The 14,930-nt window shown below is 67.1% G+C and carries 15 protein-coding genes and 1 pseudogene; 6 read left to right on the top strand and 10 right to left on the bottom strand.

All coding sequences use genetic code 11. The annotated features are described in order from the left end of the window. Nucleotides 1-12: 12 nt before the first annotated feature. The 6 genes from ABN273_RS55230 to ABN273_RS55255 all read left to right on the top strand — a co-directional run bounded on the left by ABN273_RS55230 (nucleotide 13) and on the right by ABN273_RS55255 (nucleotide 6,639). Nucleotides 13-1,107 carry a serine hydrolase domain-containing protein gene (locus ABN273_RS55230; RefSeq protein WP_349457789.1) on the top strand — a complete coding sequence of 365 codons (1,095 nt, stop codon included), beginning with the start codon at nucleotides 13-15 and terminating at the stop codon, nucleotides 1,105-1,107. A gap of 194 nt (nucleotides 1,108-1,301) precedes the next feature. Beyond that, nucleotides 1,302-1,823, top strand: a complete 522-nt coding sequence (locus ABN273_RS55235; RefSeq protein ID WP_349457790.1) for a hypothetical protein — start codon at nucleotides 1,302-1,304, stop codon at nucleotides 1,821-1,823. Then, a complete protein-coding gene (locus tag ABN273_RS55240; RefSeq protein ID WP_349457791.1) occupies nucleotides 1,823-2,956 on the top strand; it encodes a peptidoglycan-binding protein in 1,134 nt (377 codons plus the stop codon). Before ABN273_RS55235 ends, ABN273_RS55240 begins: the two co-directional genes overlap by 1 nt. Beyond that, the gene (locus ABN273_RS55245; RefSeq protein WP_349457792.1) at nucleotides 2,953-3,660 is read left to right on the top strand and encodes an ABC transporter ATP-binding protein; all 708 of its coding nucleotides are present in this window, start codon (nucleotides 2,953-2,955) and stop codon (nucleotides 3,658-3,660) included. Before ABN273_RS55240 ends, ABN273_RS55245 begins: the two co-directional genes overlap by 4 nt. Continuing rightward, complete coding sequence (locus tag ABN273_RS55250; protein WP_349457793.1) at nucleotides 3,660-4,880, top strand: ABC transporter permease; 1,221 nt, start codon at nucleotides 3,660-3,662, stop codon at nucleotides 4,878-4,880. Before ABN273_RS55245 ends, ABN273_RS55250 begins: the two co-directional genes overlap by 1 nt. 163 nt (nucleotides 4,881-5,043) lie before the next feature. Further along, the gene (locus ABN273_RS55255; protein ID WP_349457794.1) at nucleotides 5,044-6,639 is read left to right on the top strand and encodes an alpha/beta fold hydrolase; all 1,596 of its coding nucleotides are present in this window, start codon (nucleotides 5,044-5,046) and stop codon (nucleotides 6,637-6,639) included. Between the two features lie 1,139 nt (nucleotides 6,640-7,778). On the opposite strand, the gene ABN273_RS55260 is transcribed toward ABN273_RS55255, so the two are convergent. The 10 genes and pseudogenes from ABN273_RS55260 to ABN273_RS55305 all read right to left on the bottom strand — a co-directional run. Next, nucleotides 7,779-8,255 carry a hypothetical protein gene (locus ABN273_RS55260; protein ID WP_349457795.1) on the bottom strand — a complete coding sequence of 159 codons (477 nt, stop codon included), beginning with the start codon at nucleotides 8,253-8,255 and terminating at the stop codon, nucleotides 7,779-7,781. Continuing rightward, nucleotides 8,248-8,613, bottom strand: coding sequence for a hypothetical protein (locus ABN273_RS55265; RefSeq protein ID WP_349457796.1), 366 nt, complete (start codon nucleotides 8,611-8,613; stop codon nucleotides 8,248-8,250). Before ABN273_RS55265 ends, ABN273_RS55260 begins: the two co-directional genes overlap by 8 nt. A 28-nt stretch (nucleotides 8,614-8,641) precedes the next feature. Continuing rightward, complete coding sequence (locus ABN273_RS55270; protein WP_349457797.1) at nucleotides 8,642-10,426, bottom strand: TniQ family protein; 1,785 nt, start codon at nucleotides 10,424-10,426, stop codon at nucleotides 8,642-8,644. A 37-nt stretch (nucleotides 10,427-10,463) separates the two neighbouring features. Beyond that, nucleotides 10,464-11,219, bottom strand: coding sequence for a hypothetical protein (locus tag ABN273_RS55275; RefSeq protein WP_349457798.1), 756 nt, complete (start codon nucleotides 11,217-11,219; stop codon nucleotides 10,464-10,466). A gap of 46 nt (nucleotides 11,220-11,265) precedes the next feature. Beyond that, nucleotides 11,266-11,811: a transposase gene (locus ABN273_RS55280; protein ID WP_349457799.1), complete on the bottom strand. Its 546-nt coding sequence runs from the start codon at nucleotides 11,809-11,811 to the stop codon at nucleotides 11,266-11,268. Between the two features lie 94 nt (nucleotides 11,812-11,905). After that, nucleotides 11,906-12,490, bottom strand: coding sequence for a recombinase family protein (locus tag ABN273_RS55285; RefSeq protein ID WP_349457800.1), 585 nt, complete (start codon nucleotides 12,488-12,490; stop codon nucleotides 11,906-11,908). Nucleotides 12,491-12,697: 207 nt separating this feature from the next. Further along, on the bottom strand, nucleotides 12,698-12,991 hold the full coding sequence (locus ABN273_RS55290; RefSeq protein ID WP_349457801.1) for a hypothetical protein: 294 nt from the start codon (nucleotides 12,989-12,991) through the stop codon (nucleotides 12,698-12,700). 50 nt (nucleotides 12,992-13,041) lie between these two features. Next, entirely contained in the window at nucleotides 13,042-13,815 is a 774-nt protein-coding gene (locus ABN273_RS55295; RefSeq protein WP_349457802.1) for a class I SAM-dependent methyltransferase, read from the bottom strand. 255 nt (nucleotides 13,816-14,070) lie between these two features. After that, nucleotides 14,071-14,541, bottom strand: a pseudogene (locus ABN273_RS55300) (class I SAM-dependent methyltransferase); the annotation flags it as partial. 188 nt (nucleotides 14,542-14,729) lie between these two features. Then, nucleotides 14,730-14,930, bottom strand: a 201-nt coding sequence (locus tag ABN273_RS55305; protein WP_349457803.1) for a Tn3 family transposase, incomplete at its 5' end; no start/stop codon positions are given.

Genomic DNA, 14,930 nt, shown 5'->3' on the forward strand with positions numbered 1-14,930 from the left:
GATCATGACGAGATGAGCCGTGCACGAGCGGCCGGCATGACCGGGTTGGCATCGGCCATGCTGGCGTTGAGTCTCCACACATCCGCCACCGCCGCCGTCGAGGTCAAGCCGGGAGACGTCCAGCAGGCGATGAAGGACCTGGCGAAGACGGACGGCGTGGTGGGGGCCATCGGCGAGCTGTACGTCGACGGCCGGCGCAAGGGGCAGGGGAGCGCGGGGACGCGCCTGCTCGGCGGCAAGGGTGGGCACATTCCTGCGGCTTCCCGTTACCGGGTGGGGTCCCAGACCAAGCTGATGACGGCCACGGTGGTCCTGCAACTGGTCAAGGAGGGCAAGCTCGGCCTGGGGGACACGCTGGCCGCCGTTCTGCCGCAGGTGGCGCAGCAGGATCTGGTCGAGCGGGCCGGCGAGATCACCGTCCAGCAGCTGCTCCGCCACAGCTCCGGCATCCCTGACTTCTTCGCTTCGGGGAAGTTCGACGACGCCTTCGACTTCACGACCTACTACTCCCCGATCGACCTGGTGAAGGCATCCCGCGAGGTCCCCCGCACCGGGGAGCCGGGCGCGGGGTTCGCCTACTCCAACACCAACTACGTTCTCCTCGGCCTGATCGTCGAGAAGGTAACCGGCCGCAGCCTGTCCGCCGAGCTGGCGCGGCGTCTCTTCGTACCTCTGGGGATGAAGCACACCTACTTGACCACCAGGCCTCCTCAGGGGGTCAAGGGCCCGCACGGGCACGGCTACTACCCCGACGCCAAGGGCAGGCCGCGCGACGTCGACCGGCAGAACGCGAGCTTCGGCGGCGCGGCCGGAGGAGTGGTCTCCACCTCCGGCGATCTCAGCGCCTTCTACCGCGCGCTCAACCAGGGCCGGCTGCTGCCGGCGGACCTGCAGCAGGCGGTAGGACGGCCGCGGCCCGATCTGTGTGGTGGGACGGTCGCGGCGGCCGCGGGCAGTGGCCCCGGCTTCCTGGCGGTGACCTACACCTCCTCCGACGGCCGCCGCCAGTTCGCGGTATCCACCACGCTGAAGATCGACAACCAACAGGCCATGCCCGTCAATGACGCCATGAACAAGGCCGCCGCAACCGTGCTCTGCCCCGGCTAATAACCGGGGGTCATCCGCCAACCGTGATAGGGCGCACCTCAGGCCATCCCATGCGTTTACAGAGCCGCGTGGGACGGAAGAGGCACGCGCTTCGAAAGCCCCTGGCAGCCCCCGCGACAGGTCGGCGATGCGGAAATGCGGAGGGCATCCAGCCCCGACCCTGGAACAACGTTCATTCGACAAGGAGAGCTTCCATGAGACGACGAGTCCTCAGCGCGCTGGTCACGGCACCGTTCGCGCTCACCCTGCTGCTGACCGGCTGCGGCTCAGACGACGGCGGCGCGGACGTGGCCTCGGTGAGCGGCGGCACCGGTAACAAGGCCGCGGCCAGCGCCCAGCCGAGCGCGGACTCGCAGGAGATGGCGTTGAAGTTCGCCCAGTGCATGCGGGAGAACGGCGTCGACATGCCGGACCCCGATTCCAGCGGCAAGATGACGATGACGTTCGACGCCCCGCAGGAGAAAGTCCAGGCGGCTCAGGAAGCGTGCAGGCAGTACGCCCCCAGCGGCCGGCAGCAGGTCCGCAACGACCCCAAGATGGCCGAGAACCTGCGCAAGCTCGCCCAGTGCATGCGTGACAACGGCGTCGAGGCCTACCCCGACCCCGAGGGCGGCATGATGCGCATCACCCAGGAGGCCGGCGAGGACCCCGACTTCAAGGCCGCGGAGGAGAAGTGCAAGCAGGAGTCGGCTGACGCCAGCCCGGGAGGTTCTTGATGGCGATGGCCACCATCGACGGCAAGACGGAGCCGGGGGCCACGCCTCCCAGGCAGCGCCGCCCTCGCGGCAGGGGCAGGCTGGTGGCCGGGCTGCTGATCGCAGTGGCGGCGGCGGGCGGCGGGTTCGTCGCGGTCAACAGCACCGGCCTGTTCGAACGCGGCAATGGCCCGACGCAGTCGGCCGTCGCGCTGCCCCGGGCCACCACGACGGTGACCAGGCAGACCCTGAACGACACCAGGGAAGCCGACGGCGAGCTCGGCTACGGCCCCGTGACCTCGGCCATGGCCCGCCAGGCCGGCACGATCACCTGGCTGCCCGACAGCGGCGCGACGATCACGCGCGGCAGGTCGCTGTACCGGGTGGACAACAAGCCGGTCATGCTTCTGTACGGGGATGTGCCTGCGTACCGGGATCTCAAGATCGGCGTGGCGGGCAAGGACGTCGAGAACCTGGAGCGCAACCTCAGCAAGCTCGGCTACGACGGCTTCACGGTCGACGACGAATACACCTATGACACCTACGAGGCCGTCGTGGAATGGCAGGAGGACCGCGGCCTGGACGAGACCGGCGTGGTCGAGCTGGGCCGCGTCGTCTTCGCCCCCGGCAAGGTGCGGGTGGAGAGCCTGGAGTCGGAGGAGGGCCAGCCGGCCCAGCCAGGGCAGCAGGTGCTGACGTACACGGGCACGTCCAAGGTGATCACGGTGCAGTTGGAGGCCGAGGACCAGCCGATGGCCAAGAAGGGCGCCAGGGTCGAGGTCACGCTGCCGGACGGCGAGAGCGTGCGCGGCAAGGTCACCGAGGTGGCCACGGTCATCGTGCCGGGCGACGGGCAGAACGCCGAGCCGGAGACGCGAGTGGAGGCGCTGGTCTCGATCGGGACCGGCAAGTCGGCCAGGGGGCTGGACAAGGCGTCGGTGGACGTGACGTTCACGGCGTCGCAGCGCAAGAACGTGCTGACCGTGCCGGTGGCGGCGCTGGTGGCGCTGCGCGAGGGCGGTTTCGGCCTGGAGGTCATCGAGGGCGGGAAGCCCAGCTATATCGCCGTTGAGACGGGGTTGTTCGCCGGGGGTCGGGTCGAGGTGTCCGGGGACGGGCTGAGCGCGGGCATGATCGTGGGGATGCCGAAATGACGTACCCCATGATCGCGCTGACGGACGTGTCCAGGACGTATCCGGGCGGGGTGGCGGCGCTGAAGTCGGTGTCGCTGCGGATCGAGCACGGCGAGCTGGTCGCCATCGCCGGGCCTTCGGGGTCGGGCAAGTCGACCATGCTGAATGTCGTCGGCACGCTCGACCGGCCCTCCTCGGGGACCATCCAGATCGACGGCTACAACGTCTCCAAGCTGTCCGACAACCAGCTGTCTGCGCTGCGCGCCACCACGATCGGGTTCGTCTTCCAGTCCTTCCACCTGGCTGCCAGGGTCCCCGCGCTGGACAACGTGGCCGACGGCCTCATCTACACCGGCCTGAGCAGGGCCGAGCGACGCCGCCGCGCGGCGGCGGCGCTCAAGCGGGTGGGGCTGGAGCACCGCATGGACCACGAGCCGCACGAGCTGTCGGGCGGGGAGCGGCAGCGCGTGGCCATCGCCAGGGCCGTGGCGGGCGATCCGCCGCTGCTCCTGGCCGACGAGCCCACCGGCGCCCTCGACTCCGTCTCGGGCACTGGGGTGATGGAGCTGCTGCACGAGCTGAACGAGGGCGGCACCACCATCGTGATCATCACGCACGACCGTGAGATTGCCGCCAGCCTGCCCCGGCAGGTGAGCATGCGTGACGGCCAGATCATCTCCGACTCCGCCAGAGAGCCCGAGCCCGTGGAATCAGGGGTGGCGTGATGGCGGTCATCGAGATGCAGCGGCCCAGGCCGGCCCCGGCCCGGATGCGTCCGGGCGACGTGATGCGGGTCGGCGCGGTCGGCCTGCGAACCCGGCCGTTGCGGGCGTTCCTGTCGGCATTGGGCATCGCCATCGGCATCGCGGCCATGGTCGGCGTGGTCGGGCTCTCGTCCTCCTCAGGCGCCGAGCTCGACCGCCAGCTCTCTACGCTGGGCACGAACCTGCTCACCGTCTCCGCGGGCTCGACGATCACCGGCGAGGCGGCCCAGATGCCGAAGGGCGCGGAGGCAATGATCCAGCGGATCGAGCCCGTCGAGTCAGTCTCGTCCATCGCGAAGATCCCCGAGGCCAAGGTCTACCGCTCGGAGCAGATCCCAAAGGCCCAGACCGGCGGGCTCAACACGTACGCGGCCCGCCTCGACCTGCTCGACACGGTGGGCGCGACCCTGCGCAGCGGCACCTGGCTGAATGCGGCCACCGAACGTTATCCCGCCGCCGTGATCGGCTCGTCCACCGCCCAGCGGCTGGGCATCAGCGCGGCGGGGCCGGACACCCAGATCGTCATCGGCGGCATCCGCTTCACGGTCGTCGGCGTCCTGGAGCCCGTGGCGCTGGCCACCAACCTGGACGCGGGCGTCCTGGTGGGCTGGCCGGTGGCGGAGGAGCGCCTCGGCTTCGACGGCCACCCGACCACGCTCTACACCCGCTCGGAGGAGGCCAAGCTGGAGTCCGTACGCCAGGTGCTGGCGGGCACGGCCAACCCGGAGGCGCCGAACGAGGTGGACGTCTCCCGCCCGTCCGACGCCCTGGCCGCCAAGCAGGCAACCAGCCAGGCGTTCACCAGCCTCCTCCTGGGGGTGGGCGCGGTGGCGCTGCTCGTGGGCGGGGTCGGGGTGGCCAACACGATGGTCATCTCGGTGCTGGAACGCCGCGCGGAGATCGGCCTGCGCCGCTCGCTGGGGGCCACCAGGGGGCAGATCAGGACGCAGTTCCTGGCCGAGTCCCTGCTGCTGTCAGCGCTGGGCGGCACCGGCGGCGTCCTGCTGGGGACAGGGGTGACGACGGGATACGCGCTCTACAGCGGCTGGCCCTCGGTCGTGCCGGCCTGGGCCACGATCGGCGGCCTCACCGCGACCCTCCTCATCGGCGCAATCGCCGGACTCTACCCGGCCATTCGCGCCTCCCGCCTGTCCCCGACGGAGGCCCTGTCCACACCATAGACGCCAACGACCGCACACTTCGAGGCGCTCAGAGGCGCAGATTGCGCGACCGCTTATCGCAACGCCCCGTATATGGAACGGATATGGGCCGCCGATCGGCCACCGATCAGTACCGCCCGGTAGATGTGATCACCCTCGAAGTCATGTTGAGAAAGGATCGAGAATGAGGCGTGGAAGAAGGGTCGCTCTGACCGTCGGCGCGGCATACGGGGTACTGGCGTTGCACGTCCCAGCGCCCGCGACCGCCACCGAATATGTCAGCCCGAGCGCAGGTGCCATCGCGGACCCCCTCCCGAGCCTCGGCGCGCCGTCCGTGCAGTGGAAATCCTGCCCCGCCTACTCCGATGAGGTGATCCGGAGCCTGCGCGTGACGCAGGAGCAGCTTGCGGCCTTCCGCACCCAGATGAAGCGCCTGGAGTGCGGGACGGTCAGCGTCCCGCTCAACCACCGCGACCCCGCCGGCCGGGAGATCGACATCGCGGTGACCCGGCTACCTGCCACCGACCAGGCACACCGGCTCGGCGCCCTCGCCGTTCTTCCGGGAGGGCCGGGCCAGAGCGGCTATCTGGACCCGGTCCTGCGAACCGTGCTCATTAACGAAGAGACAGCAGCGCTCAACGAGCGGTACGACATCATCGGCTTCGACCCGCGTGGGGTGGGCTACAGCACCAAGGTCGTCTGCCCCTTCTCGCCGGGAAGCCCGCAGGAGCCGGGCCCACCGACCAAGAAGGCGGCCAGGAAGATGTACGACTCCCAGGTCGCCGCCAACCAGAAGTGCGGACGCTCCGACCCGGACTTCCTCGGACAGCTCACCACGGACAACGTGGCCGAGGACCTGGACCTGGTACGGGCCGCACTGGGTGAGAGCCAGCTCAACCTGCTCGGCCTGTCCTGGGGCACCTCGTTGGGCATGGTGTACCGCAGCCTGTTCCCCGAACGCACCGGACGTGCCTTCCTGGACAGCACTGCGCCGCCGTGGACCGATCTCATGAAGCACACCAAGGGCAGCGCGCAGGCGGCCGAGCGGAACTTCGGGCGCATGGCCGCCTGGCTGGCCCGCCGCCATCAGACCTACGGTCTCGGCACCACCACCCGGCAAGTGCGCGCGCAGGTGGCGAAGCTGGTCCGCGCCTACGACAACAGCCCCCAGACCTACACCAGCCTGCTGCGGCCCATCGACGGCTCGGCCGTCGCCGACCTGGCCAAACGTCCCTCGACCGAGTGGCCACGAGCGGGCAAGGCGCTGTCCGAACTGCGAACGGCGACCGGCGCCACCGCCCCGCCCACGGTCAAGGAACTGCTCGGCGGCGGTCAGATGATAGGGACGTCCTTGCCCGGCGCGCCAGAAACGCTGAATCTGACCATGAACTGGGCGGTCAAGTGCAACGAGGACAGCAGCCGGCCCGACTTCGATACCGCCTGGCGTGCCTACCAGCAGCTCGACAAGCGCCATCCGGCGACCGGCCGGTCCTGGGGACTGGGCGGCGCCCTGTGCCAGGGGTGGCCACTGCCGGTGCAGCAGCCCACGCTGAAGCGGGACGGTGGGTCGCTGGTGCTGGCCGGGCACCTGCATGAGTTCATGTCCGTCTACGACTGGACACTGCAGACACGGCGCGCCATCGGCGGCACCATCTACACCGTCGCCGACGATGTACATGTGTCCACCATCCGGGTGCCCGAGTGCGCCGCCGACGTGGTGAAGTACTTCGAGACGGGCCGGATCGACAGAGGCTGCAAGGGCAGCAGAACCCCAGCCTGACCACCCGATGCACGGGCCCGACGAACCCACGCAGCTTGTCGATTCCACAAGTGGACACTGAACTCAAGAGTTCGCTTCTGAGGCGTTGCCCTACTTCCGGAATGAGTTAATTCCGGAAGTAGAATCCCGGAGTGACTTCCGGAAACACAACCCCAGAGTGTGACTTGGATCGGCCGGGTCTGCGGGTGGGTCGCGGGCTCGCGCGCGCGCGTTCCGATCAGCGGGTGCGGTTCTGCTCAGGTCCGTGATTATCTTGGGTAGTCAAGCGAAATAGCTGGTCAGCTGCTTGATGGTCTGTCAGGCACGTCAGGCAAGTAGGCTGGCTGCGGCTGCCGCGCTGAGGGCAGCGCGGCCCCGATCCGTCTGAGGCCAGAGCGCGGACAATGTCGTGTTGATCTATCTGCTATCCGGCTGTGTGAGCCTGTCCCCATGGCCATGGGGACCTTGAAGATCGTGTTCACTCGCGAGGATCGCCCGTAAGACTCGTGCAGCCAGGTGCACGCGATTAAGCTTGCCCAGGTCAGCGATGCCACTGACGGACCGTTACGGGATCTTTCTGGGATCGCCCGACGTAGATGATCGGCTGCGGCCAGTATTGGTGCGGATTCGTGGGGTATGCGGCGGCTTGGCTGACCGCTTCGCGAGAGAGCCGGATGCCGCGTGGCGCGTGTGCTGGACGAGAACGAGCTCGAAGCCGCTCTGCGTGCTTGCTGCTGAACAGACCTCGAGTGTTCACGTCCGCGCAGCGTGTCGATTATGGGAGCATTGATCGGAATGGCCTGAACATTCTCACTGAGAGATCCTCCTCAAGCGCACCGGGTGGCCGCATGTATCCTCCACCGAGACCGAACATGCCTGTCCCGGTATTGGTGGCTCTGGTCATCATGGGCCTGGAGTTGGCGCTGGCGGCCATCATGACTGCCATCCTGCTGCTGCCGCTCGCGATCGTCGGAAGCGTCCCGGTCCTCACGTTCTATGTCTTGGGCCTGATCGTGGCCATCGGCATAGTGGCTTTCAACATGCGAAACCCTCGGCCTTGGGTCCGATGGGCGGGCGTGGCGATTCAGGCCGGGCTCGCGGCCTTCTATGTTCTGCGGTTGTTCGTCGATCCGACTCTCGGATCAGTCGGCGGTCTCGGCCTAACCGCGGCAGCCATGGTTCTCCTGCTGACCCCCTCTTCCGCTGCCTGGTTCGGCGGCTCGTCGCAGCCGGCCGGGTGGCCCCCTTCCAGCCCCGGGCGAGCCTGAGCCCGTGTCGCCATCGTTATCCTGGAGGGCTCGTTCCTTGTCTGCCAGGAACTTGTCGAGCAGGTCGAAGAGGACGCCGGTGACTTGGGTCTCCTCTTCCGGGGTGAGGTCCGGTCTGACGCCCGTCTCGCCGAGAGCGATCTGTTGGATCTGGGCCTCCCAGACGAGATTGGTGCCGACTTGATAGCGGGCCATCAGCCATTCGCGCCAGCCGTCGAGCCCAGGTCCGCCATGTCGGCGAGCAGCCTGGTCGTAGCCGATCAAGAACGCCGTCACGCCCTTCAGTGATGGGCGGCCGATGAACATGCCGGTGCGCTTGGCGAACCGGTTGAAGTACTCGCGCTCGCTCATGTCGGTCAGTTCAGTCATCCTCAGATCCTCTCCGGCGAACTCCGGTGCAGGCTATGACCTTGGTGGTGTCCGGTGTGAGGAACAGGATGTAGTTCCAGGTTCGGTCGGCTGAGGTGATCGAGCCGAGTCGGATCGGGGATTGGCCGAGGTCGTTGAGGGTGTCGACTGTCTGTTGAAGGGCCTGGGTTTGGGCGCCTTGTTTCGTGGTGAGGCGGCGCCGTCGCCTGTAGGTCGTGGCCAGTTCAAATGCCGGAGTGTCTCCGTCCCAGATGGTGAACTGGCCGTCGTCGGCGAGAGCGGCGCGGGCCGCTCTGCATGCTCCGGTTGCCGTGTCAAGGAGCGTGAGGAGGTCGTCTCGGTTCAGCGGGCGCTCCACTTGCAGATCCTTAAGGGTGGTGCGGATATTAGCCGAAGCACTCAGCCGGTTCGCTGGAGATCAGGCCGGTCGTGGCTGCGAGGAGGTCGGCGTGGTGGATGAGGAGGTTCTTGAGCGCGCCGTAGTGGGCGAGGGGAGCTTCGCGGTTGAAGTGGTGCCAGGTGTTTCCCCGGCGCTGGAGCCATTCGCGCTGGGTGTGCTGCGGCTGCTGGGCCTCGATGGGGCGGGGCGCGAAGCGGGGCTCGCCTTGGGTGACGCGTGCCCAGATGAACGCGGAGGCTTCTTGGCGTTTGCGGTCGTCGAGGGTGGGCTGAACGGGGCCGGGAACCGGTGGCAGCTGGTTGATGACCTCGGCCCAGGCTTCTTCGCCGAGGCTCCAGTCGCGGAGGGCGTCGCGGCGGTGCTGGTAGTTGAGAAGGCCGGGGGTGGCGTCGAGCTCGGCAGCGAGGTTCTTGAGGGCGGCGATGAAGGGCGCCCGAGTCGGGTCGGTGTCAAGCCACTGGTAGAGGTCTTTGGTAAAGGCGAACTGGCCGCCCTTGGGGTTGATGCCGAGGTAGTTGGCGGCGTCGCCGAGGGATCCGCCCGCTGACCATTGAACGAGCGTGGCGGCTGCGGCTCGGCGGAGGACCTTGCTCAGCCGGCTCTTGCAGACGAGCGGCGCGAGGTGCTGGTCGAACCAGGCGTCTTCGAGGAAGGCCGGAATGTGTTCTGGCCGGTAGCCGCCGAAGCGTGCCGGTGCTTTCGGGCTACTTGGTCCGGCCAGGCGGCGGTAGCGGCGTATGGCAGGTTCGATGGTGTCTCGGAGTGCGGGTGAGCAGGCGGTGTGGTGTCTGTCGAGAACGGAGGCGAGCGGTGTTCTGCTGGGCCGGGTGGTCTGGGCTTCCTGGATCTCGCGAACGAGGGCGTTCTGGAGGTCGGGATGGTCCAGGACGTTGAGCGCGGCGGTCAGGATGGCCGCGGTCGCGTGGAGTCCTCGGGGCAGGCAGTCACGGGACTTACGGTTCCCGGTGTTGAGGCGGCTGACGTGTTCGCTGATCGCGGTGATGGTGTGCGGTTCCAGAAGGTCCTGGCTTGCCGGCCAGGCGAGATAGAGCAGCGAGACGATGACACGGAGGTCGGTGAATGTGCGTGTCGCGGCCTCGGGTGAGGTGCGCGGATCAAGCAGGGCGGAAAGTCGTCGCTGACCGTTCAGGACGGCTGGCCGAGGCTCGAAACCGGGCGGCTGGGGCTGGTCCAGGCGGGCCCCGCAGCAGGGTCGGCGGCGGCCCCGGCCGTCCGGATCCGCGGGGTCGCGGCATTGGGCGGGATGCAGGACCCATTCGGAAGTCGGGGTGATCAGCCGGTTGGGTTGGCCGGTCAGCCGATGCTGCCGAGGACAGGTGTCGCGGAGGAACGTGCGGTGGTCTGGGCAGGCGAAGGCGATGGGCAGGTGCCAGATCTTCTTCCAAGATCCGCCGTAGGACTGCTGAACCGCGGTGCCGTCCCCGGCCAGGCAGCCCGGGCAGTAGCGGACGTCGTCATGAAATAGCCACTCGTCGAATCTTCTATTCCCCTCAGCCCAGATCTTTCCGGCACTGTGGGCGATCGGCGGGTAGCGGTCGGCCCAGGGCAAGAGCGTCAGCTCAGCGGCCTCGCCAGCGGTGAGAGCGGTGGCCGTCGCGAAGACCGGGATGTTGAGATCGATCAAGAGCCGCCGACTGAGCTGGCCGGGGACTCCGTTGCCGCACTGGATGAACTTGGCCAGCTGCTGTGGTGTGACCCGCAGGCGCCAGGCCAAGCGGAGCAGGAACCCGGCGAGTCCTTCTCCGGGCAACGGGTCTAGGCTGCGAGAAAGCGGACGGGCCAGGAACTCACCCATCGGCCGTCGCGCCGTGGTCGTCGAAGCTGGTGTTCCGCCGCTTCTTCTTGTCCTTCGCCGGAGACCTGGGCGGCGGGATGTTCTCCGGGATCGGAGGGATCTCACCGGCGTCGGGGTCGAGGTCGGCGAGGTTCCCGAGGCGGATGGCCGTCCCAGCCAGGAGTTCGGGAGTCAGCTGCTCCTCGCCGGTGGCGATCGCCTTGGCGCAGCCGTCCTCGATGAGACGGCGCAGGAGGCCGACGATGCCGTGCGTGCGGCGGAATAGGTATTCGGGCATGCCGCCGCCGGTGAGCATGCCGTCGAAGCCGCGCAGAAGCCGGAGCTGGTCTTCGATTCCGGTCAGATGCTCGATGAACGCGTTGATCCCGGCCGGGGTCGAATAGTCGAACGGGTCGAGGTCGACCAGGTCGAAGCGGCGTTCGGTCTGGGTGGAGGCAGACGGGTTGTGGCTCTTGCCCTGTTTGATGCCGGGGAACACCCACTGGTTGGTGCGCGTGTCGATGTAGGCGCCGCGCAGGAGCCCGGATCCGGGGATGTCGACTCCGATCAGCACGAGGGTGACGTTGAGGTCCATCAGCTCGCGGATCAGGTCGAGGGTGTCCTGGTCGTCGGCTCGGTGCAGCCGCAGCCGGGTCACGTCGTCGATGAGCAGGGCGGTGGTGTTGTGGTCGCGGATCGTGTCGCGGACCGATCGGATGAGGTCGTCGAGGTGGGCGGTGTCGGCGTACAGCCACCAGTGCCGAGTCATGTACAGGCAAACGGGTTCTGTCGCTGATCTTGGGACGGGTTGAGGATCATGTTCGGAGCAGGATCCGCTTCCGCAGGAGATCGAAGTTGGCTCTCCCATAGCCCTGCCGCTTGACCAGCTTCACTCGCGTGTTCTGCCCCTCGGCCTGTCCGGAGTTCCACGGAACCGACAGGCCGGCGATGATGGCGTCCAGGTCGTAGCGCAGGCCGTGGGCGAAACGGTGCAGGTGGGGCAGGTCCTCTTCAGGAACTGCGTCGATCCAGGCGGGCAGACGGTCACCGCGAAGGTCGCGCATCATGGTGGCGAAGCTGGGGACATGGCGAAAAGTGGTATCCAGTTCGGGGCAGGCCTCGCGGACCTGCTGAAGGTCGGGCGCGTCGTCGGGACGAAGATTGTCGGGATGAGTCACGATCCAGGCTGTGATCTTGCGGGGTTTGGGCGTGGGCCTGGGTGGCGGCGGCGCGATACTGCCCTTGCGCAGCAGCCGGATGTAGCGGTCGACCGGGCTCGCACTGCCCTGGTATCCCTGTGCCCGGATCTCACGAAACAGCAGGCTCGCGTTGTGACACCCCTGGCTGAACCGCTCATACAAATACGGCCTCGGGGTTGAGGAACCGGGGAACAGTCGTTATCGATGAGAACGATCTTGCTCGAACTGTGACGTCCGTCTTCCGCGTGTGGTCGCCCTACCTGGAAGCTTCTGGTCCGTGGATGATGCGGTGGATGGTGGAGCGTCCGACGCTGTACTCGAGGGCCAGGTCGGCCAGGGACACCTCTCCTTCGGCGTAGCGGCGGCGGATGGAACGCCGCGCCGGTTCGGGCAGCTTGGGCTGCTTGCCCTTGAGCTTGCCGTTCCTCTTGGCCAGGGCCATGCCCTCGCGGGTGCGCTGGTGCCCGATATTCGCTTCGAATTCGGCGACCATGGCGAGGGTCTGCAGGAAGAGCCGGCCGAACGGGTCGTTCCAGTCGTAGACGGAGGCGCCCAGGCCGAACAGCACGCCCCGGCCGGACAGGTCGGTCAGGATGTCGTTGGCTTCAGCCATGTTGCGGGCGAAGCGGTCGAACTTCGTCACTGTGAACACGGTGCCGTCCCAGACGGCGGCCAGGGCCTGGTCGAGGCCTGCGCGGTTACGGCGGGTGGTCCCGGAGAAGCCGCGGTCGATGTAGATGCGGTCGGCGGGCACGCCGAGGGCCAGGAGCTGCTCGGTCTGGATCACGACGTCTTGTTCGTCGGTGCTGCAACGCGCGTACCCGACGCGGGTCCCGTTCACGCTCTGAAGTGTTCCGGATAGGGCCCCTTCATCGGAACAGTACGCGGAACACCTATACGGAACACCCTGACCTGGAGTGCTGTCGTGGCTGGCGGGTGTTCCGGTGGGGGATCCCCTTACGGAACACCGCGTGTGACTTAGCGCTTCAGTTGGCGGGAATCGCACGCTGAAGCGCTAACCATGGCAATTGATCATTGCTGTGTGCACCTAATTGGCTTCGAGAACGAAGAACAGAAAGCTCAGGAACCTCGTGCCGGGGATCCTGCTGAGCTCCTCGCGGAACAGTTCGCGGGCTTCCGGCACGAACGGCGGTTCGCTGATGACGCTGATGCGAAAGCCCGCGGCGGTGAAGGCTTCGGTCATCGCGTGCAGCGGCCGGTCCCAGAACCTCATCTGGACGGCCTGCCCGCCCTGGGCCCATTCTTCGGTCCGGCTGCGGGTCTCGAAGTACTTACAAGGCGTTGCGTTGACCGCTTGACCCGCACCGATGAGAGGGCGCAAGCGTCCTGCGAGCAACAGCGCGGTCCGACCGGGGACTGAGAGCCCGGTGTCTATACCTTGCTCGCGACCACCATATAGTTCTCGGCCTCAAGATCGAACGTGCTCACTTCCGTCCGGAGTCCGACCCGGTGCAGCTCGACTTCGAGTTCCTCGTACCGGTAGGGCCAGCAGGACAGCAGTTCCGAGCGGACAAGAACCAGCCCAGTCGCATCAACTTGCGCGATCGCAATCTCGATGTGGTGCTCCTCCTCCCAATGCGGCGCAATCTCCCAGCGGTAGACCACGACGGCATCGCGACCGTTCCGGCGGACGAGTCGGTCACTGATGTCCAGCCGGGAACCTCTGGCCCTCACGAGTTCCCAAGTGCGGGATGTGAGCACCAAGCGCCCGCCAGGGCGCAGAAGCCGTGACATCGACTCCAGAGCAGCACCCCTGCCTGCCGCGCCCGCGGCATGGTGAAGCGAGTTGCCAACGCAGAACACCATGTCGAACGTGTCGTCCTCGAAATGGTCGGGCAACTCTTCCCAGTTCGCCCGCATGGCCCGGACGGATGCCCCGAACTCCTCAGACAACTCTGCAGTCCGACGAACCATCGCTTCGCTGGCGTCAGTTGCGACAACCTGCATGCCACGACCGGCGAGGCCAACCGCCAACTGTCCGGTTCCGCACGAACAGTCGAGGACGTGAGCGTTCGACGGCAGGAGACTGAGGACGTCATCGAACGACGCAGCGAACTCGGCTGGAGGCAACTTTGCATCCGAGATGAGCCATTCATACACCTCGGCAAGCACGTCATAATCCGTCACAACCACTACCTCCGTCACGCGGCAGACTCACGGCGGGACGTCAGTCCATCATCGGAGCAAGCCGGGCACCAATGGTTTTCGCAAGGACAACCCGTCCGCGCATGCCGCGGATAGCGCGAGCTGATCCGCGTCATTCGCCGTGGTGTCGGCGCTTCGGAACTATCAATACGTCCGAACTTGATACGCAGCGTGTCCAGTACTGATCATCTACGAGAGGCTTGAAAACAGGCACTTAACCTCTTCCCCGGCCATGTGCTGAAAGAGAGCGATGCCGAACGGATGATCGACCGAGACGAGGAGCCTGCCACCAGGCCTCAGCACGCGTCGCAGCTCGGCCAGCGTCGGTCCCCAGTCCTCCAGATAGTGCAGCACCAGGGACGCAACGACGTCGTCGAAGGCGTCGTCGGAGAAGGGCAGCGGGCCGGCCAGATCGACCACCCGCAGATCCGCATCGGCCCCCAGCCGCCGTCGGGCCATCTCCAGCATCCCCGCACTCGCGTCGACGCCGGTCACGAGGGCGCCTCGATCGCGCAGTTCGAAGAACAGCGGGCCAGAGCCGCAGCCGGCGTCGAGCATGCGCCGGCCGGTCACGTCCCCGGCGAGCTCCAGCATCACGGGCCGCTCGTAGTAGGCGTTCTGGAGGCCGGTCTCGTTATGGTTCGTGTACCCCTCGGCCATCCGATCGTAGTCATTGAATCGGGACGAAGATGTGGCCTCAGTGAGCTTCTCGGGCATAGCAGACATCAGGCCATTGCGGCCCATCAGTCGACGATCTCGTCCCACGCCGGGTGCATCTGCTCAGCCATCCCCAGATCCCCCGAAAGGTCGGCAAAGGGCCAGCCTCGCGCAAGCTCGTCCGCCGCGGCGGACGATTCGCCCGACACCGCTCAAGGAAGCCTTTCCGACACGGGCGCTGGCCGCGATCCTGGCCTTTACACCCCGTCCTCGTCCACGCTGTCGCCGCCCTCGGGCACGTCGGGGATCTCACCGAGTTGTCGCAGCCCTACGGCCGGGGCGGAGGAGGCGATGGCATAGCGGCCCAGGACGTTGAGGTGGGCGTGACCGAGCGGGCTGAGTCGGGCGGCGTCCTCGTCTTTGACCGGCACGCCGTGGGCGCGTAGCTGGTCGACCGC

The sequence above is a fragment of the Nonomuraea sp. B19D2 genome, from assembly GCF_040137845.1.
In the GTDB taxonomy this organism is placed as follows: Bacteria; Actinomycetota; Actinomycetes; order Streptosporangiales; family Streptosporangiaceae; genus Nonomuraea.

Coding starts and splice junctions, on each gene's coding strand:
- ABN273_RS55250 (WP_349457793.1), top strand. CDS start 3,660: ATGGCGGTCATCGAGATGCAGCGGCCCAGGCCGGCCCCGGCCCGGATG.
- ABN273_RS55275 (WP_349457798.1), bottom strand. CDS start 11,219: ATGACTCGGCACTGGTGGCTGTACGCCGACACCGCCCACCTCGACGAC.
- ABN273_RS55240 (WP_349457791.1), top strand. CDS start 1,823: ATGGCGATGGCCACCATCGACGGCAAGACGGAGCCGGGGGCCACGCCT.
- ABN273_RS55255 (WP_349457794.1), top strand. CDS start 5,044: ATGAGGCGTGGAAGAAGGGTCGCTCTGACCGTCGGCGCGGCATACGGG.
- ABN273_RS55245 (WP_349457792.1), top strand. CDS start 2,953: ATGACGTACCCCATGATCGCGCTGACGGACGTGTCCAGGACGTATCCG.
- ABN273_RS55235 (WP_349457790.1), top strand. CDS start 1,302: ATGAGACGACGAGTCCTCAGCGCGCTGGTCACGGCACCGTTCGCGCTC.
- ABN273_RS55260 (WP_349457795.1), bottom strand. CDS start 8,255: ATGACTGAACTGACCGACATGAGCGAGCGCGAGTACTTCAACCGGTTC.
- ABN273_RS55230 (WP_349457789.1), top strand. CDS start 13: ATGAGCCGTGCACGAGCGGCCGGCATGACCGGGTTGGCATCGGCCATG.